Raw genomic sequence first — 24,829 nt, forward strand, 5'->3', positions numbered from 1 at the left:
TTTGACGAACAGCGCTAAAGCGGACGGAGAAGTCGTGTGGTCCTGACGCCTCGACGCTGGCGTCAAGTTTGCGGATTCATCCGCAAGCGACGGTGACAAAAAAGCCCGATCACCGGGGAGAGCTCGAAGGAAGCCGTAAAACCATTGCGTGCGGGGATGCCGGGTGATTTCCGGTGCGACCGCTGTGAATACTCGTGTGCATCTTGAACTAACCACTTCGCACACGAGGCTGCGGGTGCGCTGGGCACCCGGCATTCCCCACGCCCTCTCTTGGGGCGCGAAGGTTTTTGCAAAACCTCGGGCGCATCGCGCCGCGAGACTTGTACTTATGTCCAGAGGCCGTCATTGCGACCCGTTGGCTCGCATTGACGCTGTCAGGCTGTTTGAAAATTGAATCAGTTTGCGTTCGCCCGCCGAGGCGGCAAGCGTAGCGCGGCTAATCACGCAAGGATCAACCCGAGCATTGTGCGCTATCGCTTGCCCCGCGGCGCTTCCGCCTGCTTGGCCGGGGCGTCGGTCTGCACCTTGCAGCTCGAGGCGGCCAATGAGGCTTGCGCCTGCGGCATCAGGCCGGGCTCCGCCGCCAGCGCCTTCAGCACGATCAGGCCGGTCGCGGTCGGGGAATCGATGATCAGGCGGTCGGCCGCGGTGACGTCCTCGTCCTCGGGCAATTCGTTGTGCTGGGCTTCGGTCATCAGATCGAGCTCGATCACCTTCTTGCCCGCGGAGCGGTCGTTGATGGCGTAATAGGCGACCTCGTTGCGGGTGTAGAACGACACCGAGGTGTAGGCCTGGCTCACCGGCACCGTCAGCTTGATCGAACCGCCGGACAAATCATAGCGGCAGACGGCAAGCGCGAAGGCGGGGTCCATGAACGGCATCGGCGCGTTGTTCGGATCGGCGAGCGGCAGCGGAGTGACGGCATTGAGTTTCGTCATCGGCGTCAGGCGCGAATAGGCGTCGTTGGTTGCGATCCGCGGCAACGCCAGCACGGCCACGAGGTGGACGATGCCGCCGAGCAGCACGCCCGCTATGATCGTGAAGAGGATGCGGATCATGGGCACCCCGCCGTCGCGATGGTGGGCATCGGCGCGTCGCGCTGCGTTCGCGTCGCAACCCCGACCGGCGTGTCGTAGAGCCGCAGCATCAGCGCGTAACGCTCGATGCCGCCGGTCGGCAGCCAGTTTCCGGCGCGCGATCGCGACGCCACGCGGATCTCGAAGGCGCCGTCGGCGCCGCGGATGATCTCCTGGCTGGTGAAGCCGTAACGCTGCAGCGAATTGGCGACCAGGCGGCCCTTCTGGTCGTACAGCGTCAGCGTCCAGAACCGCGCCGCCGGCGTGACGCCGCTGACGATGACGTCGCAGCGCCCGTCCAGCGGCTTCTTGCGGTCGTCAGTTGTGGCCGAGAAGGCGACGCCGTCGCCGGTGCCGACCGGGAGCTCGCCGCTGCGGGCGATGGTGGCGCGCGAATAGGGATCGACATCGGCGGTGCCGGTCTTGGGACGGGCGGTCCAGGCGCCGATCGTGAGCGTGCCGAGATCGGTGCCGCGCGTCGCGGTCATCCATGTCGCGCCGAGGCCGACGGCAGTGGCGATGACGAGCGCCAGCAGGGTGACGAATATCAGCCGCACCGGGTCAATTCTTGCGCGGCGCTGGGGTCGCCGCATTGCCCGGTGTCGCCGCCGCGAAACTGTCCGGGAATGGAACGGAGGTCGACGAGACCGGCTTGACTGGCTTTGCCGGGTCGCCCGCGGTCTTGGCGGCGTCGTCGAGCATTTTTTCTACCTGCACCAGGATGTCGGCGCCGCGCTTGGTGAGCACCGGCGGCGGCCCCGGCTTGATATCGGGAGCTTTTGGAACGCCGTTGGCGGCCATCGTCGCGGGAGTGGGGGCGGCGGGTTTGCCCGCCGCCGGGTAACCGGCGATATCCTTGACCTCGACGCCCTGGTGGGCCGCGACCATGATGTCGTGCCAGGTCTGCGCCGGCAGCGAGCCGCCGGTCATGCGGTTGGTCGGCGAATAGTCGTCATTGCCGTACCAGACTGCGCAGGTGAAGTTGCCGGTATAGCCGACGAACCAGGCATCGCGATAGGCGTTGGTGGTGCCAGTCTTGCCCGCGGTCGGAATGCCGTCCATCGCGGCGCGCCGCGCGGTGCCTTCGCTGACGACGTGGCTCATCATGCCCACCATGTCGGAGGCGACCGAAGCCGGAATGGCCTGCCTGGGCTTCGGACCGTCGCGGTCCCAGCGCCATACCAGGTCGCCGGCGCCGGTGCGGACTTCCAGCACCGAATGCGGGGTCACCGATTTGCCCTTGTTGGGGAAGGTCGCATAGGCCACCGCATGCTCGATCACCGTGACCTCGTCGGCGCCGATCGGCAGCGACGGCGTGTCGGGCAGCGGCGCCTTGATGCCGAAGCGGCGCGCGACTTCCACGATTTTGGCGCGGCCGACCTTGGCCGGATTGGGTGACTTGCCGCCGAGTGCGATCGACAGTTTGACGGGAACCACGTTGATCGAGCGGGTGATCGCCTGCGTCAGCGTCACCGCGCCGGAATAAGAGTGGCCGTAATTCTGCGGACACCAGTTGCCGATGCAGACCGGGCCGTCGACCACGATGGAGTTAGGCGTGAAACCGTTCATCAGCGCGGTCGAGTAGACATAGGGCTTGAACGACGAGCCGGGCTGACGGTAGGCGTCGGTGGCGCGGTTGAACTGGCTGGCGCCGTAATCGCGGCCGCCGACCATGGCGCGAATGCCGCCGTCGAGATCCGACACCACGGTGGCGGCTTGGGTGGCGTGATAGTCGCGGCCGAACTGGCGGAGCTGGTTCTCGATGGCGTCTTCCGCCGCCCGCTGCACGTTCATGTCGATCGCGGTGCGGACCACGAACACCCGCTCGGTGTAGGATTTCGGAAACGTGTCGACCAGCCTGCGCATCTCGTCGAACGCCCAGTCGAGGTAGTAGTTCGGCGAATTCTCGTCGCGGCGGTCGACCGCGGTGGCCGGGTTGCGCCGGGCGCCGAACACCTGGCCCTCGGTCATGAAGCCGGCGTCGACCAGATTGTCCAGCACCACGTTGGCGCGGGCGCGGGCGGCGGGCAGGTTGATGTGGGGCGCGAATTTGGTCGGCGCCTTGAACAGGCCGGCCAGCATCGCGGCCTCCGCCAGATTGACGTCGCGCACCGACTTGTTGAAGTAGAAATGCGCGGCACCATCGACGCCGAAGGTGCCGCCGCCCATGTAAGCGCGGTCGAGATAGAGCTTCAGGATCTCGTTCTTGGTGAGCCGGGTCTCGAGCCAGATCGCCAGAAACGCCTCGTTGACCTTGCGCTCGATGGTGCGCTCGTTGCTCAGGAACAGGTTCTTGGCGAGCTGCTGGGTGATCGAGGAGCCGCCCTGCCGCACCCCGCCGGCCTGCGCGTTGGTGACGAGGGCGCGCGCCGTGCCGGCGATGTCGATGCCGAAATGGTCGTAGAAGCGGCGGTCCTCGGTGGCCAAGGTCGCCTTGATCAGATTGTCCGGAAAATCCTCCAACGGGATGGAATCATTGTGCTTGATGCCGCGGCTGCCGATCGGATTGCCGTAACGGTCGAGGAAGGTCACCGCGAGATCGGACTTCTTCAGCCAGTCGTCGTCGGCGGTTTCGCGGAATGCCGGAATGGCGAGCGCCAGCATCAGGATCAGCCCGCCGAGGCCGATGGTGGCGGCTTCCGACAAGGGCTCGATGAAGACCCAGCGCTTCCAGCGGCCGACATAGAAGCGGTCCATGAAGGTGGAATAGCGCTCATAGAGCTCGCGCAGGCCCTTGCCGGTCGAGAACAGCGTGGAGTCGATACGCGCGTCGAAATCCAGCATCCAGTGCCGGATTTTCCTCTTCCATTCCGTTGGCACGATCTTGCGCACCGAGGCCCTTGGTCAGTTCGAAAGCCCTCAAACACCCGGCGGGGGCGCCCGTCGAGACGTCTTGCGGGAATGTTGCGGCAAACCCAAGGCGCGCTTGCGCCAATGGGGACTCGGCTTGTGTTCTAACCGAGCGGAGGCCATAAACCAATGGTCGGGCTCGCGATTTTGATCGGCAGCACTAACGCTGTCCCGGGCTTTTATTTCAATGCCGCCGCCCCACTTGCACCTTTGCCATGGCAGCCCCTAGAAGGGACGCTAGCCGAAACCGCCGGAATCGCTGGGATACATGACCGCCCGACCCAAGCCGCCGCCCTCGGGTCAAGAGGGATTCTTTTGGAAAACCAAGACGTTGGAGGAGATGTCCAACGCCGAATGGGAAAGCCTGTGCGACGGCTGCGCGCGCTGCTGCCTGGAAAAGCTCGAGGACGAGGATACCGGCAAGATCTATTTCACCCACGTTTCCTGCAAGCTTCTGGATGCGGGGCTATGTGCTTGCAAGGACTACGGGAACCGCTCCGACAAGGTTCCGGACTGCGTCAGGCTGACGCCCGAAAACGTCCGCACCCTGAACTGGCTGCCGCCGAGCTGCGGCTACAAGCTCGTCGCCGAAGGCCGCGATCTCTATTGGTGGCACCCGCTGGTATCGGGAGATCCTGACACCGTGCATGAAGCGGGCGTTTCCGTGCGCGGACGGGTGCAGGGAACGGAAAACGAGATCGCGGACGCCGATCTCGAAGACCACATCGTGCAATGGCCGGCGCTGTTGCCCAAGCGCGCGCGGCTGAAGAAGCGGCCGCAATCGTAAGAAAAGCCGATCACGCGATTGCGATTGTCACGGCGCGGGATGCACCCATGCATGTAACCCGCTGCCGTGGTTGGGATTTGCGGCCTAAAGTCGGTCACGAATAGCGATTCCACGCGAGCTTCCCTCCCGCGCAGCCGACAAAAATACACCCGCATGAACAAGTTCGAACGGCAGAGCCGTGACCCGGCCGACCAACAGGTGTTGCCGGAAGCCATCGCCGGCGAGTTGTCGAAAATCCCCACAGAGGTGCTGGAAATCGGCGATGCGCCGCCGATCGCGCCCAAGGCGCCGCTGACCCCAAGCGAGGTCCGCACCATCCTGATGAGCCTGTTGCTGACGATGTTCCTGGCCGCGCTCGACCAGACCATCGTGGCGACCGCGCTGCCGACCATCGGCCGGCAGTTCGGCGATGTCTCCAATCTGTCCTGGGTGATCACGGCCTATCTGCTGGCTTCGACCGCGGTGGCGCCGGTATTCGGTACGCTCAGCGACATCTACGGCCGCCGCGCCATGATCATCACCGCGCTCAGCCTGTTCATCGCCGGCTCGATCCTGTGCGCGCTGGCGCCGAACATGCCGGTTTTGATTCTTGCACGCGGCCTGCAGGGGCTCGGCGGCGGCGGCATCATGCCGATCGTGCAGACCGTGATTTCCGATGTGGTCAGCCCGCGCGAGCGCGGCCAGTACCAAGCCTATTTCAGCGGCGTCTGGATGGCTGCTGGGATCGGCGGACCCGTCCTCGGCGGCCTGTTCGCCGAGCATCTGCACTGGTCGATGATCTTCTGGATCAACGTGCCGCTCGGGATTGCCTCGCTGGCGATGCTGCTGCCGAAGATGGCCAAGATCCCGGTATTCCACCGCCGGCGCAGGATCGACTGGCTTGGCGGCGTGCTGCTGATGGCCTCCGCGGTCGTCTTCATGCTGGTGCTGACCTGGGGCGGCAACCGCTATTTGTGGCTGTCGCCGACGATCATGGCGATGGTGGGGGCGTCGGTGGCGCTCGCGCTGGCCTTTGTATGGCAGTCCGGGAAGGCCGACGAGCCGTTCCTGCCGCTGTCGCTGTTGGGCGGGACGGTGGTGCCCTACGCGATGCTCGCCGGCGGCTTCGCGCTGGGTGCGATGCTGGGGCTGACCGTGCACCTGCCGCTGTATTACGAGGTCGTCTATCACCTCAGCGCCAGCGAGGCCGGACTCGGGCTGATCCCTCTGGCCGCCATTTCGACTTTTGGCGCGGCGTTGGCCGGCCGGACCATGGCCCGGGTCAAGCACTACAAGCGGGTGGCGATCATCGGCACCTCCTGCGCGACCCTGATGGGGATAGCGCTCACGACGACGGTGCTGCCGCTGTGGGCGCTATTGGCGCTGCAATCAGGATTCGCGCTCGGCCTCGGCACGGCATTTCCGGTCAGCGTGGTTTCGATCCAGAATTCGGTCGCGCGCTCCCAGGTCGGCACCATCACGGGTGCCCTGAATTTCTTTCGAGCGCTGATGGCCTCCTTCACGGTGGCGGCGTTTAGCGCCATCCTGTTGATGGCGCTGGGCGCGGATATCTCGCTGGTCGGCGAGCATCGGGGACCGGTGAATTCGATTCCTGCCGCCGACATGATCATCGCCTTCCGCTACGTGTTCGGCGCCGCCACCGCGATGATCGCCTGCGCGGCGCTGTGCATGATCCTGATGGAAGAAAAGCCGCTGGCCGGCCCGCCGAAGCCGGTGGCGATGGCGGAGTAGCGCGGCGGCCCTGCGCGCAACGCTTTGGCTATCCCTGCGCCGCGATTTGATCTAAAGGCGGCGCCAGCAAGTCAGCCATTGAAATCGACAAGGAGCCGGTCATGAGCAAACCCACCATCGAGCAGACCAGGATGGGCACCGAAGGCATCGCCTTTTGCATCGCGCGGACCCTGATCGAACGCGATCCTTCGCTGAAGGCGCCGATGCGCGCCAATTTGCGCAAGATGTGGGAGCTGCTGGAGGAACGCGAGGAACATGCCGCCGCCGACATGGTCGACACCATGATCAAGGCGCTCAACGATCCCGCGTTCTTCAAGCCGTAGGTTCGAGCATGATCCGGAAAAGTGGACTCCGGTTTTCCGAAAAGATCATGCTCCAATAAAAAACGGCTCAACCGGCCTGCTGTACACGCGTATCGATTTCTTCCCGCAGCAGGGTGAAGTCGATCGGCTTGGTCAGCAGCCCGCTGGCGCCGCTTTCGAGCGCCTTGCGCCTGGTATCGGGATCGCCATAGGCGGTGATCATGATGACGGGAACGTCGGGCCGGATCTCCTTGACCTTGGGGAGCATTTCCAGCCCGGTCATGCCGGGCATGTTGATGTCCGACAGGATCAGGATCAGCGACTGCTCGATGGTATTGGCAATCCGCGCCAGCGCGTCCGCCGCCGAAATCGCGAAGTCCATCACGAAACGCTGCGCGCGCAAATCCCGGCGGAATTGCTGGCGGAACAGCGCCTCGACATCCGGCTCGTCGTCGACCACAAGAACCAAAACGCTCACGTCTGACCTCACTCCTTGTCTGAAAGTCGGCTCGTCCGCGGCAGCACGATCCGAAACTCGGTGAACTCGCCGGGTTCGGTTTCGACGTCGATCCTGCCACCGTGTTGTTTCACGATGATGTCGTGGCTCATCGAGAGACCGAGCCCGGTTCCTTCGCCGGCCGGCTTGGTCGTGAAGAACGGATTGAACATCTTTTCCTTCACCTCGGCCGGGATGCCGATACCGTTGTCGCGGATGCGGATTTCCACGGTATCGCCGAGATCTCTGGTGGCTGCGCTGAGCATCGGCTCGAAGGCTGGATCGCGATCTTCCGTCTTGCGCTTGGTGACGGCATAGAAGCCGTTGGAGATCAAATTCAGCAAGACGCGGGTGATCTCCTGCGGGAACAATTCGATCGTGCCCGCCATCTGGTCGAAATCCCGCTGCAGAGTGACGTTGAACTGCGGCTTTTCGGCGCGCGCGCCGTGATAGGCGAGGTTGAGGCTCTCGTCGAGCAGCGCGTTGATATCGGCGGGCCGATGCTCGCCGGAGCCTTCGCGCGAATGCAGCAGCATGTTCTTGACGATGGAGTCGGCGCGCTTGCCGTGCTGGACCACCCGTTCGAGATTGTCCTTCAGCATTTGCGTCAATTCCTCGACCTCTTCCCGGATCTTGCCGGTGAGCGAGGCGGAAGCGAGGACGTCCTTCAGTTCGTCGGTGAGTTCCGCCGACAGCGCCGCAAAGTTGTTGACGAAGTTCAGCGGATTCTTGATTTCATGGGCGATGCCGGCCGTGAGCTGGCCGAGCGAGGCCAGTTTCTCGGTCTGCACCAGGCGATCCTGCGCGGTGCGCAGTTCGTCGAGAGAGGCGGCGAGCTCCTTTGTGCGTTGCTGCACTTCATCGAACAGACGGACGTTTTCGATCGCGATCACCGCCTGATCGGCAAAGGTCGTAACCAGTTCGATCTGCTTGTCGGTAAACGGTTGCATCGTCTTTCGCAGCAGCACCAGTGCCCCAACCGGATTGCCCTCGCGCAGAAGAGGTACGCCAAGAAACGTGCGGGGGTCGCCGCTTAGCTTCTGGGCTTTTGTGAAAGTGTAGTCGGGGTCGGCATGCACGTCCGGAACATGGATCACCTTTCCCTCAAGCAGGGTCCGTCCGGTGATAGTCGCCTGTTCTGGCCTGACGGGAATGTTCTTCACGTAATCCATAAATTCCGACGTGAAGCCGTACGAGCCTGCGCGAAAATATTCATCGCCTTTCTGGCGCGTGATGGCCGCCATGTCCGCCTCGCACAGTCGTGCCGCCGATTCGACAAGGGTGTCGAGCACCGTTTGCAGGTCAAACGCCGAGCGGCTGATCACCTTGAGCACGTCGGCGGTCGCGGTCTGCTGTTGCAGCGACTCTTGCAAATCCTCGGTGCTCGCGCGCAGCTCGCGAAGCAACCTTGTGTTCTCGATGGCGATGACGGCCTGAGCCGCGAACTGCTTCAGCAGCGATATCTGCTTCTCCGAGAAGCGCAGCGGCTCCTGCCGGAAAATCATCACATTGCCGACGACGGCTTCGTCCCGGAGCAGGGGGACGGCCAACAGGCTGCGCGCGCCCCCGAGATCAACCAGAGCGCGGCGATTGGGCTCGCCTTTGCGATAGGCCCCCGACTCCTTGAGATCGAAAATCTCGACGATTGGCTCGCCTTGCAGCAGGCGTGCCGGAGCCGTTTCCGGACCGTATTCCAGCGGCTGGCTCCGCCGGTATTCATCGTAGACCGGAGGCAGCCCGCGCGTGGCAGCGGTATGGAACAGCTTGCCATCAAAAGTGTTGAGCACGCCGAAATCGGCCCCGCAAAGCTGCATCGCCTTGCCTAGCATCGCGTCGAATACCGGCACCAGGTCGCCTTCAGAACTGCTGATGACGCTCAGGACCTCCGAGGTCGCGGTTTGCTGCTCCAGCGACACCGTAAGTTCCTGCGTCCGCGCCTGAACCTCCTCGAACAATCGTGCATTTTCGATGGCGATCACCGCCTGGTCGGCAAAGGTCCGCAGCAACTGGACATGGTGGTCGGCGAAACTGCCGGGCTGAACGCGTGTCACCGCAATGAAGCCGATCGACACGCCATCATTTATCAGCGGTGCGAACAACATGCTGCGGAAGCCGCGCGCCCGCGAGATGCCCAGAATTTCGTCCGACAGGGCTTCGGTGTCGGGGATTTGCGTGACCTCGCCGGCTTGCGCCATTTGAAACGGCGGGAAATCGCCAACGGGCCGCGGAAAGGTGGCCTTCAATATTTCATCCGCGGCGGGGGTGGTTGGTGTGAACGCCTTGAGGTAAGCGATGCCATCGATGAAGCGGAAGACGGTGCTCGAGAAGCCGCCGATCAGCCTGTTGGCGCTGGCTGCTATGGCCTCGAAGACCGGCTGCACGTCCGATGGCGAACTGGCGATGACCTTCAGGATATCCGCCGTAGCGGTCTGCCGCTCCAGCGCCTCTCTGGTTTCGTTGAACAGCCGGACGTTCTCGATCGCGATGACAGCCTGATCCGCAAAGGTCCGGAGCAACGCGACCTGTTGGTCGCTATAGGCGCCAGGGTCGGCCCAGCCAATCGTGATCGCCCCGATCGGCTCTCCGCTGCGCAACATCGGCACGGTCACCTGGCTGCGCGTGCCCAGCGCTTCGATCATTTGCCGCGACAGCGCTGGCACGGACCCGTCGGTTTTGATGTCGGTGACAAAGTAGGGCCGCCGCGACAGGATGGCGCGTCCCGCGGTCGTGTCGTCCGCGGCCGGCCTGGGAAACACCTGCTGCACGGTGCTGAGACCGGGCGCACTCAAACCGTGCCCCGCAACCAGGTGAATAATGCCATCATCGTAGCGATAAACCCGGCCCATGCGTCCCCCGCACAACCGGACCGCGCGTTCGACGATCACATCGAACACCGGCTGCACGTTCGACGGCGAGCCGGCGATAACCTTCAGAATGTCGGACGTCGCGGTCTGCCGCTCCAGTGCCTCCCGCGTCTCGTTGAACAGCCGCACATTCTCGATCGCGATCACCGCCTGGTCGGCGAAAGTCGTGACGAGTTCGACCTGTTTGGGGGTGAACGGCTGTACGCGCCGGCGCGCGAGCACGATGGTTCCGATCGGTTCGTTTTCGCGCAACAACGGCACGCAGAGGGCGGTGCGCTGATCTGCGAGCGAAGTTGCCTCGTGAAGCGTATATTCGGGGTCCGCCGCTACGTCGAGGATTTGCACCGTATGCCGTTCGAGTACGGCGCGGCCTGTGATGGTGCCCCTGTCCACGGCGAGTGGATGTCGGTTGAGAAATTCGACGTATTCCCCGGAGAAGCCGACGGCGGCGCCGGCCCGATACACGTCGCCGTCGCGGCGCATGATGAAGGCCATCTCCGCGTCACACAGCCGCGCCGCGGTTTGGACCAATGTGTCCAGTACGCGCTGCAAATCGAAAGTCGATCGGCTGATCGTCTTGAGGACATCGCCGACGGCGGTCTGCCGCTCCAGGGCTTCCTTGGTCTCGTTGAACAGCCGTGTGTTCTCGATCGCGATCAGGGCCTGGTCGCGAAAGGATTCGGCCAGCGCGATTTCGCTGTCGCCGAAAGTATTGGCGCGCTTGCCGGCGAATCCGAGCAGGCCGATGCAGTCGCCATCGCGCAGCAGCGGCAGGTACAGCGCCGAATTGAAGCCGCGTTGCTCATGGTAGTTGCGCTCGTATTCGGGCAGCTCGATCGCCGACCAGTCCGGCAGATGCAGGTTTCTGCGAGAGACGATGGCACGCGACGGGAAGTTGACGTCTGGATCGATCGGCGCCGGCTTGGGGTTGAGGACCTTGCGCGGACCGTCCGGGCCCGCCGCGGCGACGGCCGTATAGGTAGCGCCGTCGCAGCGCAGGATGAACGAGTTGTCGCATCGGAGCAGTCGCACGGCGGTCAGCACGATGGCGTCGAACACCGGCTGCACATCGGTCGGCGATTGGCTGACGACGCGCAATATCTCGGAAGTCGCGGTCTCCCGCGCCAGCGATTCCTTCGTTTCGTTGAACAGCCGCGCATTTTCGATGGCGATGACGGCCTGTTCGGCAAATCCCTGAAGCAGGGCGATCTGCTCGTCGGTGAACGCGCGTACCTCCCGGCGTGCCGCCACAATGCGCCCGAACGTAATGCCGTTTTTCGCCAGCGGTATCGTGACCATGGTGCCGATGCCGCCGAGTTCGACCGCGGCGCGGAGGGAGGGTTCATCGGCGCGATGTCGGAGAAATTCGGCCAGGTCGATGTGCTGGGAAGGGCAATCTGCGAACAAGCCTTCCCGAATGCCCTCCGTCATCGGATACCCGCCGCGGAGAAACTCGGCAAAAGCAGGTGTCATGCCGCGAATGGCGACGGGAACGACACGGTCGTGTTCGTACAGTTGCAGACTTCCGCAGGGCGCTCCGCAGAGATCATGGGCATGTTGCAGGATACATTCGAACACCGGAGTGAGATTGCCGCCGGAATTGTTGATCACGCGCAGGATCTCGGACGTCGCGGTTTGGCGCGCCAGCGCTTTCCTTGTCTCGTTGAACAGCCGCGCGTTCTCGATGGCGATCGCTGCCTGGTCTGCAAAGGTTTGCAGCAGGCTAAGCTCCTCGACGGTGAATGGAGCAAGCCGGTCGCGATGCGCGATGAGAACGCCGATCGCACGGCCTCCATGGCGCAGTGGCGTTCCGGAAAGCGTACGCGTGCCCGCGCCGCGTGCTGGCCGCAGGCCGGGCCAGTCGGCTATTGCCGGATCGACATTGTCGATGTCGGGGAGATGGATCTGCCGGTTTTCGCTGAAGACTGCGCCGGGCAGACTATGACTCCCGATCCGGAGCTGGGCAACCGGGACTTCGGCGCCAATCCGTCGCGAGCTTGCACCGTCGTGGATGATCTGCTCCCACCGGTCACCATCAGCGACAAAGATAGTTACGCTGAATGCCTCGAAGAGGCGCTTGGTCGTCCCAGCGATGCGATACAGCGCCTGTTCGGCGTCGCCCGAGGCGTTACCGATCGCGCGCAGGATGTCGGCGCTGGCGGCCTGCCGATCCCGGGCGGCACGCAGTTCAGCCTGCAGCCAGGCATTCTGCTCGCTGAGATCGGCCGGCACTTCCGGGCGAGGCGCGGTCATTCACTTAAATCCGTTCGCGCGGACCTGGAGGCACCGCGCCCAACCAACAAAATAGGCCCGACCAGAGCCTGATGGAGGGGCCGACCAAGGGCCGGCCGGCAAATCCGACAAAATAGTATCCGAGTATTCCATCCCGGGCGGTTCCCGGCCAGCGCCATCTTTGGTCGCGGTTAAGCGGAAAAATCAGTCGGGCTCAGGTCCCGGGCCTGGAAACCTCGGTTTCCTTGGAGGTGATGAACTCCAGCAAAACCGGGATGCCTTCCCTGGTCTTCTGGATGCCGCGCTTAATCGCGGGGATGATGTCTTCCGGCTTCATCACCCGCTCGCCATAGCCGCCGAACGCCCGCGCCATCGCGGCATAGTCGCCCGAAATGTCGGTCGAGCGATATTTCTCGGTCGAAATCGGCATCACCTTCAATTCGATCGCCATGCTGAAATTGTTGAGCAGGATCGACATGATCGGGATCCGTTCGCGCACCGCCGTCTCGAAATCCATGCCCGTAAAACCGATCGCGGCATCGCCCCAGACGTTGATGCAGAGTTTGTCCGGTTTGGCGAGCTTTGCGCCCATGGCGAGTCCGAGCCCGTAACCGAGCTGGGTGGTCTTGCCCCAGCCGATATAGGACAGCGGCTCGACCGACTTCCAGAACGGCGACAGCTGGTCGCGCGGGCTGCCGGCATCATGGGTGATGATGGTGTTCTTGATGTCGACGGTGTGCTGCAAATCCCAGAGCACGCGATAGGGATTAAGAGGCGCGTCGTTGTGGGTCAGCTTCGGCATCCATTTTGCGAGCCACTCCTCGTGCGAAGCCGCGATCTCGGCGGCGACGGCGGACGAGTCACGGTCCGATGTCACGCTCTTGCCGATCTCTTCCAGCAGCGCGTCGAGCACCAGCCCGGCATCGCCGACCAGCCCGATCCTGGCCTCGACATCCTTGTTGAGATGCGCGGGGTCCAAAGTCGAATGGATGATGGTCTTGCCCCTCGGCATGGCGATCCCGAACGAGGTTTCCGTGAACGAGCAGCCGATGCCGAAAATCACGTCGGCTTCGCCCAGAAATTTCGGCACCGCGCGCGGCATTGCCAGGCCGCCCGAGCCGAGCGAAAGCGGGTGCGTCTCGGGGAAGGACGATTTGCCGCCCAGACTTAACGTGACCGGGATGGCCAGCCGTTCGGCGAGCCGCTTCAGCTGCGGCCACGCCCTGGCGTAGTGCACGCCCTGGCCGGCATAGATCACCGGCCGCCTGGCCGCCATCAACAGTGCGGCGGCTTCCTTCACATGCACGGGATCGGCGCCGTAGCGGGTGCGCAGCACCGGCGTGTAATTCAGGGGCTCCGGCACGTCCTCGTTCCACATGTCGGCCGGGATTTCGACGATGACAGGTCCGCCGCGGCCGTTTTTCAGTTTCGTGAAAGCGCGGCGGAAAATGTTGCAGACTTCGGAGGCGAGGTTGATCGGTTCGGAAGACTTGGAAAAAGCCCTCATCGCCTGGCTGGAATTGAAGTTCGGGTCGATATTGGCCAGCCGCCGCGCATAGCCCATCGGCAGCACCAGCACGGGCACGGATTCGCCGTAACATTGCGCCACGCCGCCCATGGCATTTTCCGCGCCAGGGCCGTGCTGCATGCAGAACGCGCCGATGCTGCGCCCGGACGTGACGCGCGAGATCGCGTCCGCCATGTGCAGGCCGATGCGCTCCTGCCGCACCATGACGGGGCGGATGTCGGCGTTGGCGGCGTATTCGATGAGATGATTGACCGGATAGCCGCAGAGAATTTCGATTCCCTCGCGCTTCATGATTTCCGCGATTGCTGCGCCGAGTTTCATGCCGATTCCTCCCGGGATTGGCCGATGTTGGGCTCGGCCTTTAATGGATAGTTGGAACAGGAATCCGTCGATTGGTAAAGTGTGTGCACCGCCCTCCCGGGAAGCTCTGATATGCATCCAGGGGCGTTGGCGCAATCCCGGCGTTTGACTTAGGGCGTGAACTCAGAAGTCCATGGCGTTGGCGGACGTCGGCTTTGGTACGCATTACAGAATGAAGTTGGACGTCGCGCGACATCCGAAAAGCTGCCCAACCGAGAGTCTTTCGTCGCTGCAATGACAGGGATTTGGTTTGACCATCATCTGCACGCAGCAATAGCGCGGCTGGTGTGTGACGCCAATTTCGAACTCTAACGGTTGCTGAATGGGCACATCGGCAGCCTCAGCGCCTTGCAAAATGCCGGACCGCGCGGCTGAGAAATTCAGTCTTCGCTTGAAGCGGGCGGAAATATCTGGCAAATATCCGGGTGCACATATTTATTCGCAATATATATAATCGCGCGCAGTATATACGTTAACCATTACCAATATATTCCCCCGCGCGCCGATCCAGATAATTGGCACGTTCCGATGATGCGTAGATGGCGGTCCAAGTATTGGTTTTCGACAGTCGTTTGTCTCTTCGGCATCGCCGTGCTGGTAGCGCTCGCCTACGCCTGCTTGTTGTTAGGGGTCGTTTTCGCAACGGCAGGATTCTTACTTTTGGTCGTCGTTGTCGTGCTGTCCACCGAGGGAAACTACGCCTGTTCGGTCATACTCTCGCTCGCCGCCGTAGGATGTTTGGTTTACTTCTTCAGTCCGCCGCTGTTCGACTTTCGTGTGGAGAAGCAGGAGGATTTGGTAGCGTTGCTTGCTTTTCTCACAACCTCGATGATCATCACGGGTCTTTCGGCCAAGATCCGCAGGATATCGGAGGAAGAACTCCAGCAAACCCGTGGCGAACTTGCGCGATTCGCCCGCGTGGCGATTCTTGGTGAACTAACCGCTTCCGTCGCGCATGAGCTTAACCAGCCATTGGCGGGGTTGGCGAGCAGTGGGGATGCCTGCCGGCGCTGGCTTGCAAGCCAACCGCCCAATATCGAACGTGCAAATCAATCTCTCAATCGGATCATCAGGGATGCTGACCGGGCAAGCAAGGTCGTCGAGCGCGTCCGCGGTCTTGCTAAAAACACTCCACCCCAGAAGGCCGCGGTGAGCGTCAAAGAGGCTTTGCGCGAAGTCATTGTGCTGACGCGCGGCGAGGTTGAGCAGAATCATATCAGGCTCGAAACACAATTTGCCGATGGCTTGCCGCTCATCTGGGCGGACCGGATCCAGTTGCAGCAGGTTTGCCTGAATTTAATCGTCAACGCCATCGAGTCCATCAAGACCCTACGCAGTGGCCCACGAAACCTGTTGGTGCGAGCGGAGCAAGGTGCGTCGGATGGGGTGCTCGTGACCGTCAGCGACACAGGCGCAGGGTTCGATTCTACGAGCACGGAAGACATCTTCAACGCCTTCTACACCACCAAGCCGGAAGGCATGGGCATGGGACTCGCCATCAGCCGCTCCATCATCGAAGCCCACGGTGGGCGGCTGTGGGCTTCGGGCAATGTTCCCCGAGGCGCGAATTTTCAGTTCATGTTGCCGCACTATCGTGAAGGGGTGGCGTGACTTGAGCATTGAACAGCCCCTCGTATTCGTCGTCGATGATGACACGTCCGCGCGTGAAGGCGTCGTAGATCTTCTTCAATCGGTAGGTTTGCCCGTGATATCGTTCGGATCCGCGCAGGAGTTTCTCCAAGGCCCGCGTCCCGATGCACCCGGATGCATCGTGCTCGACGTCAGATTGCCCGGCACCAGCGGACTCCAGTTTCAGAAAGTGCTGATCGAGGCCGACGTCCATCTACCCGTGATATTCATTACCGGTCATGGCGACATTCCCATGTCGGTCATGGCGATGAAGTCGGGAGCAATCGAGTTCCTCACAAAGCCGCTTCGCGAGCAACCACTGCTCGACGCCGTCAATGCCGGCATCGAGGGAGACCGCTTGCGGCGCCAGACATCGGAACATGTTTCGGAACTGCGGCGACGCTTCGAGCTATTGACGCCGCGCGAACGTGAGGTTTTCGCACGTGTAGTCACCGGCCGTCCGAACAAGCACATCGCGGCCTGTCTAGTTCCTTCGGTTGGGGACCCTTTGCATAGGCGCAGTGGCCTTCGGCGGCCCGCGACATTAGCTTCTACTTTCGGTTGGAGGCACAAATGCCGAGTCCTGTAGTCTCGATCATCGATGATGATTCGTCTGTACGAGAAGGTACGATGGATCTTTTGAACTCGGCGGGTTTCGTAGCCGAGGCTTTCAAAGATGCCGATGAATTCCTCAAATTCGGTCGGGTCGACGACGCTTTCTGTGTGGTCGCGGACGTGCGGATGCCCGGCATGTCTGGGCTCGAGCTTCATGATCACCTGCTCAGGGTAGGAAAAAGCATCCCCACCATCGTGATCACGGCCTTTCCCCGGGATAGCGACCGGACTCGCGCGCTCGAGTCCGGCGTATCCGGCTACCTTTCAAAGCCTTTTAGTGACAAGGATTTGCTTTCGTGCGTCCGTCTGGCTCTTTCGTCCCGGCGCGATAGTCGCGACGCGCCCCAGACCCTTGCGCCGTCTACGAATGCCACTCTTCACCCCTCGGGAGTTGGACGCGGGTATCTGGAGCCCTCAAACCCGATTGATGCGGCGCGGACGCCTTACGAAGCGCCACTGCGCATTGAGGAACTGAAGGGCCCCGGCGCACTCGATAAAATCACCCCCGAATGGGAGTCGCTGGACGCACAGGTATCGCCGCGCACTCCCTTTACGTCGCCACTCTGGGCCAAGCTTTGGTGGCAGCACTTGCGGCAGGTGCGATCGATGGTCCGCCAAGAGTTCTTTGCCCAAATCGTGCGCGACCAGGCCGGCCGGCTCGTGGCGATCGTTCCAATGGTGATTACCCACAGACCTGGTTACGGTCCATTGCGGATGCGTCTGGTGCAACTCTTCGGCGGGGGCGACGGAAGTATAACCGAGCATCGTTGCATAGTTTGCCGGGAGCATGACGAACAGGAAGTTATCCAGGCGCTTACCAGCTATCTGTATGATCGAAAAGACAAGTGGGACGTGTTCGTTTGGACCGGTCTCCGCCAAAGCAAGATTGCTGCCGATCGCCCCGGAAACCTGCTGCATGTCTTCAAGGATATGCCCTACTATCTCGTACCCTTACCAGATAGCTGGGAGAAATTTCGTTCAGGCCTGTCAACCAATATGAAGGAAGCGATACGCAAGTGCTACAAGAACCTTGCAAGGGATGGCCATGCTTTCACTTTTCGTGCAGTGGAGCGCCCCGAGGATATGCTGGCCTCGCTCGATCGTCTCCTTGCGTTGCATTCGGAGCGAGCTCAGTTCAAGTATGCGACCAGGCATCGAGACCTTTTCGCGAAAGCGTCGCATCGCGCATTTATTGTTGAGTTAGCCCAGCTCATGGCAGGGCGTGACCAGGTGCGGATATTTGAACTCGAGGTCGACGGCAACGTCGTCGCATCTCGAATGGCATTCCTGCTCGGCGACGAACTGTATCTCTATTATTCAGGCTATGACTTGGCGTGGCGCAAGCACAGCATCATGACCACGCTCATGTGCGAATGTTTCAAATGGGCCATCGAACGCGGTGTGAAGGTCGTCAACCTGTCGAAAGGCAAGGACCCATCCAAGTTGCGGTGGCGAGGCCGCGAAGTCATGTTTCACGACGCCCTCTTGATGTCGCCAACGCGGCGCGGGCGCCTGATCTCTCGTGCCTATAATTTGCTTAGCCGCCGACCTGACCTCTTCGTGAGGGTGACAGAGCTTCTGACAGTGGTTGGAGCCTTGGTGGATCTGTGGCGGCTGGAGGCTATCGCCATCTGATAACCGAAGAGGTCGGTAGCCGTCATGGATCTATGGAACCAAATCAATTTGGTAATCGCCCAGGCAATAGGATTCGGTAGCCAAAGATGACCCACGATATTTTCGGATCCATCGGAGCCGCTGCTCGCTCGCAGATCGTGCCCTTTCGAAGATCCGGCGCCGGGTCTCCTCTATTCTGTTTTCCTGGCTCTGGCGGGAATCCCAATATATTTCGGGAGATGGTTGCAGCTTTGCCAGAAGGCCAGCCCGTCTATGCGATCGATATGGAATGGCTCTGCGAAACGAACGAGGATTTCTCCATCGAGCAGCTTGCGGCATTTTACCTTGATGCAATTCGCAAGATTCAGAAGAGCGGGCCTTATTATCTTTGCGGATACTCTTTCGGTGGCCTCGTGGCGTACGAAATGGCAATGCGGTTAATCGATGAAGGCGACAGGGCAAGCTTGGTTGCGCTGCTGGACGCGCCCAATCCTGCTTTGATATCGAATCTTTCGGGAGCCGATTCGATGCAGTATCGCAAGGCTTACCTGATCGATAGACTCAAGAAATATGCCCTCAGCCTGGTGCGGGGCGATATCAAGGCATTCATGGGCAGGGGGCTCGCCTTCATCGTCTCCCGGGCTGGAAAGTTCTTCATGCCCGCAATCAAGATCGGGTTTCGAATGGCAAAAAGGCCGTTGCCTGGAAATTTACGTGCCAACGATCCGGGGTTCTTGAGGGCGTGGAACTTGTACATTCCAAAGCGCTATCCGGAGGGTGTAGTTTGTTTTCGGGTGCAAGATCGCGGGCCGGAACATGATCGGGATCCATCGATGGGTTGGGACGCATGTGCGATGGGGGGCGTTGAAGTTCACGTTGTGCCGGGAAGTCACGTTGATATGATGGCGACACCTTCCGTACGTGTCGTTGCCGACAGACTTGCGGACCATTTGGATTGTGGTCCGAATCGCAATCAGCTGCCGGTTGCGGGTGTGTCCTGACCCCTTCGCAAGGCGATCGCTGCCCATCGTGATAGTGCGGTGGCTCCGAATTCCGCCTTGTGGTGATCCCGCGGATCGCTTCGAACGAGGGAGACTTGCACGAAAATGATCGCGCACGTGGTGGCTACCGCGGAGAGATGTGTTTCCCCAATCCTACATGCCAGAACTCGTACATGGGCAAGCTGAGGCAAACGAACACGAGGAGCCATGACGCGAATTGAATTCGCGCTGCGCCTGGGCCGATATAAATTGTCTGCCATAAGGTGGGCTTTCGGCCAGGGCGACGGCATTGACACCAGACATTTCCCGATGCGAGCTAAGAAATTTAGCGATGCGGAAACGCTGACCGATAGTTCAAAACATCCTGAGGACGGTTCGAGTAAATAGCGCCAGAGCATAAAATTCCAGCGCTCCATGCTGCTTACGGTACTTCGCTTGCATTTGCCGGTGTCCCAGACGTTCGCCTTGCTTTTGCGCTTCTGTTGGATTGGGTGAATGCATGAGTGAGGGGCTACCGACACGGTAGCGGATCGCCGTGCGGTCTAGAAAAAGCGCACCGCATTCCCGCATGGCGCGAACGTGAAAATCGGCATCCTCCATTAAGCGGATTGACGGGTCAAAGCCGTTTAGCCGTGCCGCGCATTCGCGTCGGATGACGGATGAACTGCAAACGAGCAGGGTCTTGTCGAATAGCATTCGCCCGGTAAACGCGATACGGGGCCCAAATCGACCACTCAAGGCAGCTTTCCTCGCCGCATCGGCGAAGTACTGCCTTTCGTAATCGAGCTGTGACGCCGGTCCCACGCCGAAGGGGGCGATTCCTCCAAAAACGAGGCCGATGGCAGGATTCGCTGCAAACGCCGCCTTGACGGCTGCGTAATGTCCTTCGGTGACTACGTCGTCGTCATCCAGGAAGTGTACGAACGTGCCCTTTGCCATGGGCCATCCGATATTCCGAACCACGCTGGGAAATCCCCCGGTCGGCTTGGGATTTTTTAAATAGGTTACCCTGGGGTCCCTAAGCCCCTTTGCCACCGCTTCCGCGGATCCCTCAGGGCTGTCATCGATCACAAAGACCTCGATGGTCGCGCCTTGCTGTTGAAGCACGCTGGATATTGCTTCGATGAGCTCGCTCGGACGGCGAAAGGTCGGAATGATGACAGAAAAATCGATGGACACGTACCGACCCCTCGTATGATGCGCTATGGAATCCTACGGAAGCGCGAGATCTCAAACAAGCACCTTACCGAAGACAGCCCGCGAAGGTCACATCAGCTGATGTGAACCTCGGACGCGGTTACTGAAGGATTTGATAGTAGTATCCGGAATTTTGAATTTGGGTCCAACCGGTCGTGCTTACCCCTGCGGGCACGCCGCTCGCAACAACGATACGCGCCCCCGTTCCTCGGAGCGCCCGGAGGACTAGAGCTTGTCGATCAGGCGAGGACTGCCAAAATTGCTTCCGCTCATCACTCGTTTGGGCAACTTCGCTCACGACATGGACCCGTGCCAGGCGGGCCCAGTCGCTGATGAGTGCTGGAGGCCAATATTGATAGCCCCGCTGATAATCAATCGCAGCAACCGGTGTACCCGCTTGCACGCCTAACTTTTGAAACTCTTCCGCGACGAGCCACCTTTCGTCGCGAATATCACCGTGCGTGCGAACCAGCACGGCCGTCGCTCGAGCCAACCGTGGGCCGCATTGAAGAGCTACGCAAACGGTGAAAATCGCCACGAGTGCTGTTCCAACGTTACGTGCCGAATTCCGAACCCGAACAGCGGCAAGCGAAAGGATTGCCAATAAGGGCAGGCAGCCAGCGAGATAGCGTCCATCGATTACCACGACGAGATATATTCCGACGTTTGCGATCCCAACCAGCCAGAGCGATCTGAAATAGCGAAAAGTTGAGCCCAAGACGCGGCCCTTATATGCGAACAGCAAGACCACTAGGGGGACGACCATCCACAAAAGTTTGGCCAACTTTCCAAGGTTTCTTGCAACCGCCTCCGCTTGCTTTCGCAGGTCAAATCGTACTGCGGCTCCCGCGTTCCAATAGGTCGTGCCGAACCAGGGTGGATAAGTCGACACTATTGGCGAAGCGAATTCGTAGACGTCCGGATCCTGAAAAATTTTTCGAGTTGGATGTTCTGGGGCTCCGGATTTTGGCGGATCACCTTGCCAGTGAACATAGCCCGGGTTTTCCTGAAGTACTTCTGTCCAATAAGATAACTTGCCGGATTCCCCGTAGGTGAGATGATCGTATTTCATGGACAGAGCCGCGATCAGCGGCGACGCGATCAACAGAAACGTCGCCACACTCAATAACAGTCGCCCTTTGACCGCCCAGACCCGCGGCTCCAACGCCGCCGCGATCAGAAAGATAAATGACAGCGGGAAGAAGATGGTTTTGAACAGATAGCCAATGCCCAATACCGCTCCAAAAAGTATAAACTGCAGGCGCGAAACCCGACCATCTTTGAACGAAAGTAAGATCGCCGCCGCGGCGAACGTCGTCCCAATCACGCACATATCCGGGTTGACCCGGGAAACCATAGTCAAGCCAAAGAAGCTCCATCCAAATATGATGTAGGAGACGATGGTGAACTGAAAGCGCGACATGGGCGGCGACGAATCGGGTGTCGAGCCGAATTGCCGATAATATTGGTCGAGGAACCGCGACAAGAAGGCTTGAAACAGTAAAATTGCGACAACGAAAATTAGATAATTAATGGCGCGGACGACCGAAAATTCGAGAAATGAATCCGACTGAAAAGGTCGAATAAAAACAGACAGAATAATCGGATAAAGAGGACTGAAATGTCCGTTCACGGCGTAGCTGGGATCGCCGCCGGCTATCCCACTCGCCATATCCATGTAACTGACGGTATCGCCGGCGACGTAGCTTCTTCTGCCTGCCCAGGCATCGATAAAGCCAAGCACGAGCAGAATCGCCATAATCGCGAACGGCGGTCGTTTATTAATTGAAGTCACAATCAAATCTTGCCAATATAGTTAAATATTTGGAATTGCCAGCAGCGTAGCAAACAGTGGTGGCCTCCGAAAGGCTTTAAGTCCATTGGATCGTTGGTTTCACGTGCGTAGCCAAATTTATCGGTGGTGCTCGCAGTTATGGCGCAGACTATCCGTGACCTATCGGTTTGGGGCGGGCTAATTCCGGCCAAACGTTCCCGGGCGCGGCTGCGCTAAGGGCCTTTGGCGGGATACTGGACACCTATCCAATCCGGCGACAACAGTTGCGGTCGACGGCGACGTTCGACGTGAGGTTGCATCAACGATTGCCATCCACGCGTGCGGATAGCCGCGAATGGCCGTTGCGTGCTTGCGGAAGGTTTGATCACCCCGCACCCCGTTCCGAGGCGTCTGTCGTGTTATTGCAGGCCTTTGAAGTTGTTGCCGCGTAATATTCTTCTCGCTCACGTCGAAAACGCTGCTGGTGCTCCTTGAAGGTGGCGACACGTCTCCGGATGTCGGCAAGTTCTATGTCCAGCCGTTCTTCCGGCGAAAGCTGCCTGATAGGGGGCTGCTCCGGTAAAGACTCTGCGCTCTCCGTTGTCAGCGCGGCTGGCGCTCCCTCCAACTCTGTAGGGTGCACCCGATCAGGGGAAGGTGGTTCCACTTGGGCCAACCGTTTCAAAGAGCGCAGCGCTTCTTTTGAAACGGATTTATTAATTGGTTGCTGCAGTAGAAGCGGTTCGGTCCCACCCATGTTGGGTGGTGACTCTGCTTCAATCACATCGGTTTCGCCGATAGGAGCGGTTGCTGTTAAACAGGGCATATGATCGACTAATGCTTCGGATTGCAGAGCTCCGGTCGGAGTTCCGAGAGCGGGTTTGTCACCGGGCGATTGCAACGAATGTGACGTGGCCTCAACCCCGCTGAATTCTGAAATAGAGATCCTTTTGACGAGAAGCGTTTTTCGTTCAGAGACGACAACGCTTTTGACCAGAGTAAGTGTGTTGTCGAACAGAGCAGGCTCTCCCTGAACCGGGTGTGCTGATGGCAAAATGTCTGGGGGAGAGGGTTCGTCAATCGGCTTTCGCAACGGTCCGGCGGCTTCAGCATGATTAGCCGAAAACGGGGAGACTGCTTTAACTGGGTTGGGTTTGTCGTCGGCAGTCATCCACTTCGCTTGATCGGCCAGGGAATCAGATGGGGCATTCACAATCGGGTTTTCCAGACCCTGCTTGGGGCAGGGCTGCAACGAGGGGCGGGGAATTTGAGCCATCGTAGGCTCGGAAATGAGGAGCTGCTTGATCAGGACCGGCTTTTGCGCAGAAACAACGTCCTTGTTGACGACGAGGGAGTGCGCGTTCTTGATCGCAACGGGCGATCCCTCTCGGGTCGGTTGTCCTGGAGGCCACGCCACTGAAGCCGGCTTGGTAATTGCGCCGATGTCGGCCGTGTTAAGCGAAGGTGGCACCTTCGATTCGATGGGGACGACCGCGACCATCGATGGTGGCTGATCAACTCGCGGGTCAAATCGCTCGTCACCAGCGGGTCTTTCCATAGCATTTCTGGCAACTGACTGAGGATGATTGAGATCGATCGGGGTGGCTGTTTTCTCTTGGGTGGGACTTTCTAACGACAGCTCGTTTCTGGAAATTTGCTTGCCAACCGACTGCCTCAGCGACGCTGCGGCGCTATTAATAACGGGCAGCTGCGACGAAGGTGCGGTTTGAACCGCGGTAGATTCAAAACCGGCGATAGTCCTGGCAAAGGCAACGATATCGCCGATCAAAGAGCCTGCTCGTTTCTCCGGAGGTTTTGAGAGTCGCAAGTCTTTCCCCTCAACAGCGCAATCAAACCGCGCAGGAGGTGCAACCGCCTCAGATTCTGCTATGGCATTTTGGAACAAACGCAAAGTCTGATCTATCAGTCGGCCTTCGTCAATTTCTCGCTTTTCCACCATCGCTAATACCCATTGAATACAACAATGGCCCTGGCACGAGCCCCTCAAATCTACCGCACGGGCGAACGCAAATGCCCCATCAACTCGCTCTTAAAGCAACAGTCATCGCAATGTAAACGCCCAAGCCTATCAGCACGGGCAGAGCCAGCGCGACCGCCACGCCGATTGCAAAACGACGATCGGCCTGACGCTGAATTGTTGGATCTGACGCGTTCGACGTGTCCGCTGACAGTCCGTCGCGATTATCTAGGAATGCGACATACAATGCCGCAAAACTGGGCCCCGGGGTCGCGACATCACCTACGTTGACATTAGTTTCACGCTCAGTTCGATCAGCGCGATTTGACACGATTGCCGGCGTCCAGTTCGACCGAGGCCGCATGGCTGCAACAACTCCGCGAGCAGTCTCACCTACTTGGGCTATTCGAAAGCAACGCGATTAATTCCGAGCCGCGGCGCGGTGAGCCGAGGCCGACACGCAGGCCCCGAAATCAAGCATTTGCCCAGTTGATGGCGACAAAATGACTGCGGAGAGCAGGGGAAACGGCCCAAGGAGCGAAATTGGCTGCCGTCACGGTTCAACGTATGTGAACTCGCCGAGCGGCTGCGAGCGGACGATTTGGCTTGGGAATTGCCTTGGATAAGGCGGAAGCCGGCCACCGGACCGACGCTGAAGGGAAAGACCGCCGGCTATTCCCGTTGTCATCGGGCGATGTAATTTGCATCACGGCACAGACCGGGACGGCGCCGCATTTCTTCCGTGCCGCCGTTAAAATCTGGAGCATCAAGGTTTCGGAGACGGGGCGTGTTTGA

General features: G+C 60.3%; 17 protein-coding genes. 8 read left to right on the forward strand and 9 right to left on the reverse strand.

Going from position 1 to position 24,829, the window contains the following annotated elements:
- Nucleotides 1–470: 470 nt before the first annotated feature.
- The 3 genes from B5525_RS24560 to B5525_RS24570 are packed head-to-tail and all read right to left on the reverse strand — an operon-like array spanning nt 471 to nt 3,908.
- Nucleotides 471–1,058, reverse strand: coding sequence for a DUF1254 domain-containing protein (locus B5525_RS24560; protein ID WP_079568308.1), 588 nt, complete (start codon nt 1,056–1,058; stop codon nt 471–473).
- Complete coding sequence (locus tag B5525_RS24565) at nt 1,055–1,633, reverse strand: DUF1214 domain-containing protein (RefSeq protein ID WP_079568309.1); 579 nt, start codon at nt 1,631–1,633, stop codon at nt 1,055–1,057. Before B5525_RS24565 ends, B5525_RS24560 begins: the two co-directional genes overlap by 4 nt.
- Before the next feature lie 4 nt (nt 1,634–1,637).
- Nucleotides 1,638–3,908, reverse strand: coding sequence for a transglycosylase domain-containing protein (locus B5525_RS24570; RefSeq protein WP_079568310.1), 2,271 nt, complete (start codon nt 3,906–3,908; stop codon nt 1,638–1,640).
- 286 nt (nt 3,909–4,194) lie between these two features.
- Between B5525_RS24570 and B5525_RS24575 the strand changes: the two genes are divergently transcribed.
- The 3 genes from B5525_RS24575 to B5525_RS24585 all read left to right on the forward strand — a co-directional run bounded on the left by B5525_RS24575 (nt 4,195) and on the right by B5525_RS24585 (nt 6,767).
- Nucleotides 4,195–4,713, forward strand: coding sequence for a YcgN family cysteine cluster protein (locus B5525_RS24575; protein ID WP_079568311.1), 519 nt, complete (start codon nt 4,195–4,197; stop codon nt 4,711–4,713).
- Between the two features lie 153 nt (nt 4,714–4,866).
- Nucleotides 4,867–6,444: an MDR family MFS transporter gene (locus B5525_RS24580; protein ID WP_079568312.1), complete on the forward strand. Its 1,578-nt coding sequence runs from the start codon at nt 4,867–4,869 to the stop codon at nt 6,442–6,444.
- Between the two features lie 101 nt (nt 6,445–6,545).
- Nucleotides 6,546–6,767, forward strand: coding sequence for a hypothetical protein (locus tag B5525_RS24585; RefSeq protein WP_079568313.1), 222 nt, complete (start codon nt 6,546–6,548; stop codon nt 6,765–6,767).
- A gap of 67 nt (nt 6,768–6,834) precedes the next feature.
- Here B5525_RS24585 and B5525_RS24590 read toward each other — a convergent pair whose 3' ends face one another.
- The 3 genes from B5525_RS24590 to B5525_RS24600 all read right to left on the reverse strand — a co-directional run bounded on the left by B5525_RS24590 (nt 6,835) and on the right by B5525_RS24600 (nt 14,187).
- Entirely contained in the window at nt 6,835–7,224 is a 390-nt protein-coding gene (locus B5525_RS24590) for a response regulator (RefSeq protein WP_079568314.1), read from the reverse strand.
- An 8-nt stretch (nt 7,225–7,232) separates the two neighbouring features.
- Nucleotides 7,233–12,359, reverse strand: a complete 5,127-nt coding sequence (locus B5525_RS47555; protein ID WP_079568315.1) for a GAF domain-containing protein — start codon at nt 12,357–12,359, stop codon at nt 7,233–7,235.
- 193 nt (nt 12,360–12,552) lie between these two features.
- Nucleotides 12,553–14,187: a thiamine pyrophosphate-requiring protein gene (locus B5525_RS24600; protein WP_079568316.1), complete on the reverse strand. Its 1,635-nt coding sequence runs from the start codon at nt 14,185–14,187 to the stop codon at nt 12,553–12,555.
- 567 nt (nt 14,188–14,754) lie between these two features.
- On the opposite strand from B5525_RS24600, the gene B5525_RS24605 reads away from it, so the two are divergent.
- From B5525_RS24605 to B5525_RS24620, 4 genes are all read left to right on the forward strand, one after another.
- Nucleotides 14,755–15,837: a sensor histidine kinase gene (locus tag B5525_RS24605; RefSeq protein ID WP_079568317.1), complete on the forward strand. Its 1,083-nt coding sequence runs from the start codon at nt 14,755–14,757 to the stop codon at nt 15,835–15,837.
- Nucleotide 15,838: 1 nt separating this feature from the next.
- Nucleotides 15,839–16,444, forward strand: coding sequence for a response regulator transcription factor (locus tag B5525_RS24610; protein WP_244567567.1), 606 nt, complete (start codon nt 15,839–15,841; stop codon nt 16,442–16,444).
- Nucleotides 16,445–16,485: 41 nt separating this feature from the next.
- On the forward strand, nt 16,486–18,105 hold the full coding sequence (locus B5525_RS24615) for a GNAT family N-acetyltransferase (protein ID WP_244567568.1): 1,620 nt from the start codon (nt 16,486–16,488) through the stop codon (nt 18,103–18,105).
- 86 nt (nt 18,106–18,191) lie between these two features.
- Nucleotides 18,192–19,085 (forward strand): alpha/beta fold hydrolase, encoded by an 894-nt coding sequence (locus B5525_RS24620; RefSeq protein ID WP_079568319.1) that lies wholly within the window; start codon nt 18,192–18,194, stop codon nt 19,083–19,085.
- A gap of 354 nt (nt 19,086–19,439) precedes the next feature.
- Here the strand turns inward: B5525_RS24620 and B5525_RS24625 are convergent, their stop codons facing one another.
- The 3 genes from B5525_RS24625 to B5525_RS44360 all read right to left on the reverse strand — a co-directional run bounded on the left by B5525_RS24625 (nt 19,440) and on the right by B5525_RS44360 (nt 24,016).
- The gene (locus tag B5525_RS24625) at nt 19,440–20,264 is read right to left on the reverse strand and encodes a glycosyltransferase family 2 protein (protein WP_172899958.1); all 825 of its coding nucleotides are present in this window, start codon (nt 20,262–20,264) and stop codon (nt 19,440–19,442) included.
- Between the two features lie 118 nt (nt 20,265–20,382).
- Complete coding sequence (locus B5525_RS24630) at nt 20,383–22,041, reverse strand: hypothetical protein (RefSeq protein WP_079568321.1); 1,659 nt, start codon at nt 22,039–22,041, stop codon at nt 20,383–20,385.
- 400 nt (nt 22,042–22,441) lie between these two features.
- Nucleotides 22,442–24,016, reverse strand: a complete 1,575-nt coding sequence (locus tag B5525_RS44360) for a hypothetical protein (RefSeq protein ID WP_154073406.1) — start codon at nt 24,014–24,016, stop codon at nt 22,442–22,444.
- Nucleotides 24,017–24,652: 636 nt separating this feature from the next.
- Here B5525_RS44360 and B5525_RS45465 point away from each other — a divergent pair.
- A complete protein-coding gene (locus tag B5525_RS45465) occupies nt 24,653–24,829 on the forward strand; it encodes a hypothetical protein (RefSeq protein ID WP_172899959.1) in 177 nt (58 codons plus the stop codon).

This window comes from Bradyrhizobium erythrophlei (assembly GCF_900129505.1).
Lineage (GTDB): Bacteria > Pseudomonadota > Alphaproteobacteria > Rhizobiales > Xanthobacteraceae > Bradyrhizobium > Bradyrhizobium erythrophlei_D.

Excerpts from the sequence above, each read along its gene's own strand:
- B5525_RS24630 (WP_079568321.1), bottom strand. The coding sequence starts at position 22,041 with ATGGCGATTCTGCTCGTGCTTGGCTTTATCGATGCCTGGGCAGGCAGA.
- B5525_RS44360 (WP_154073406.1), bottom strand. The coding sequence starts at position 24,016 with ATGGTGGAAAAGCGAGAAATTGACGAAGGCCGACTGATAGATCAGACT.
- B5525_RS24585 (WP_079568313.1), top strand. The coding sequence starts at position 6,546 with ATGAGCAAACCCACCATCGAGCAGACCAGGATGGGCACCGAAGGCATC.
- B5525_RS47555 (WP_079568315.1), bottom strand. The coding sequence starts at position 12,359 with ATGACCGCGCCTCGCCCGGAAGTGCCGGCCGATCTCAGCGAGCAGAAT.
- B5525_RS24580 (WP_079568312.1), top strand. The coding sequence starts at position 4,867 with ATGAACAAGTTCGAACGGCAGAGCCGTGACCCGGCCGACCAACAGGTG.
- B5525_RS24600 (WP_079568316.1), bottom strand. The coding sequence starts at position 14,187 with ATGAAACTCGGCGCAGCAATCGCGGAAATCATGAAGCGCGAGGGAATC.
- B5525_RS24560 (WP_079568308.1), bottom strand. The coding sequence starts at position 1,058 with ATGATCCGCATCCTCTTCACGATCATAGCGGGCGTGCTGCTCGGCGGC.
- B5525_RS24605 (WP_079568317.1), top strand. The coding sequence starts at position 14,755 with ATGATGCGTAGATGGCGGTCCAAGTATTGGTTTTCGACAGTCGTTTGT.
- B5525_RS24615 (WP_244567568.1), top strand. The coding sequence starts at position 16,486 with ATGGATCTTTTGAACTCGGCGGGTTTCGTAGCCGAGGCTTTCAAAGAT.
- B5525_RS24620 (WP_079568319.1), top strand. The coding sequence starts at position 18,192 with ATGACCCACGATATTTTCGGATCCATCGGAGCCGCTGCTCGCTCGCAG.
- B5525_RS24575 (WP_079568311.1), top strand. The coding sequence starts at position 4,195 with ATGACCGCCCGACCCAAGCCGCCGCCCTCGGGTCAAGAGGGATTCTTT.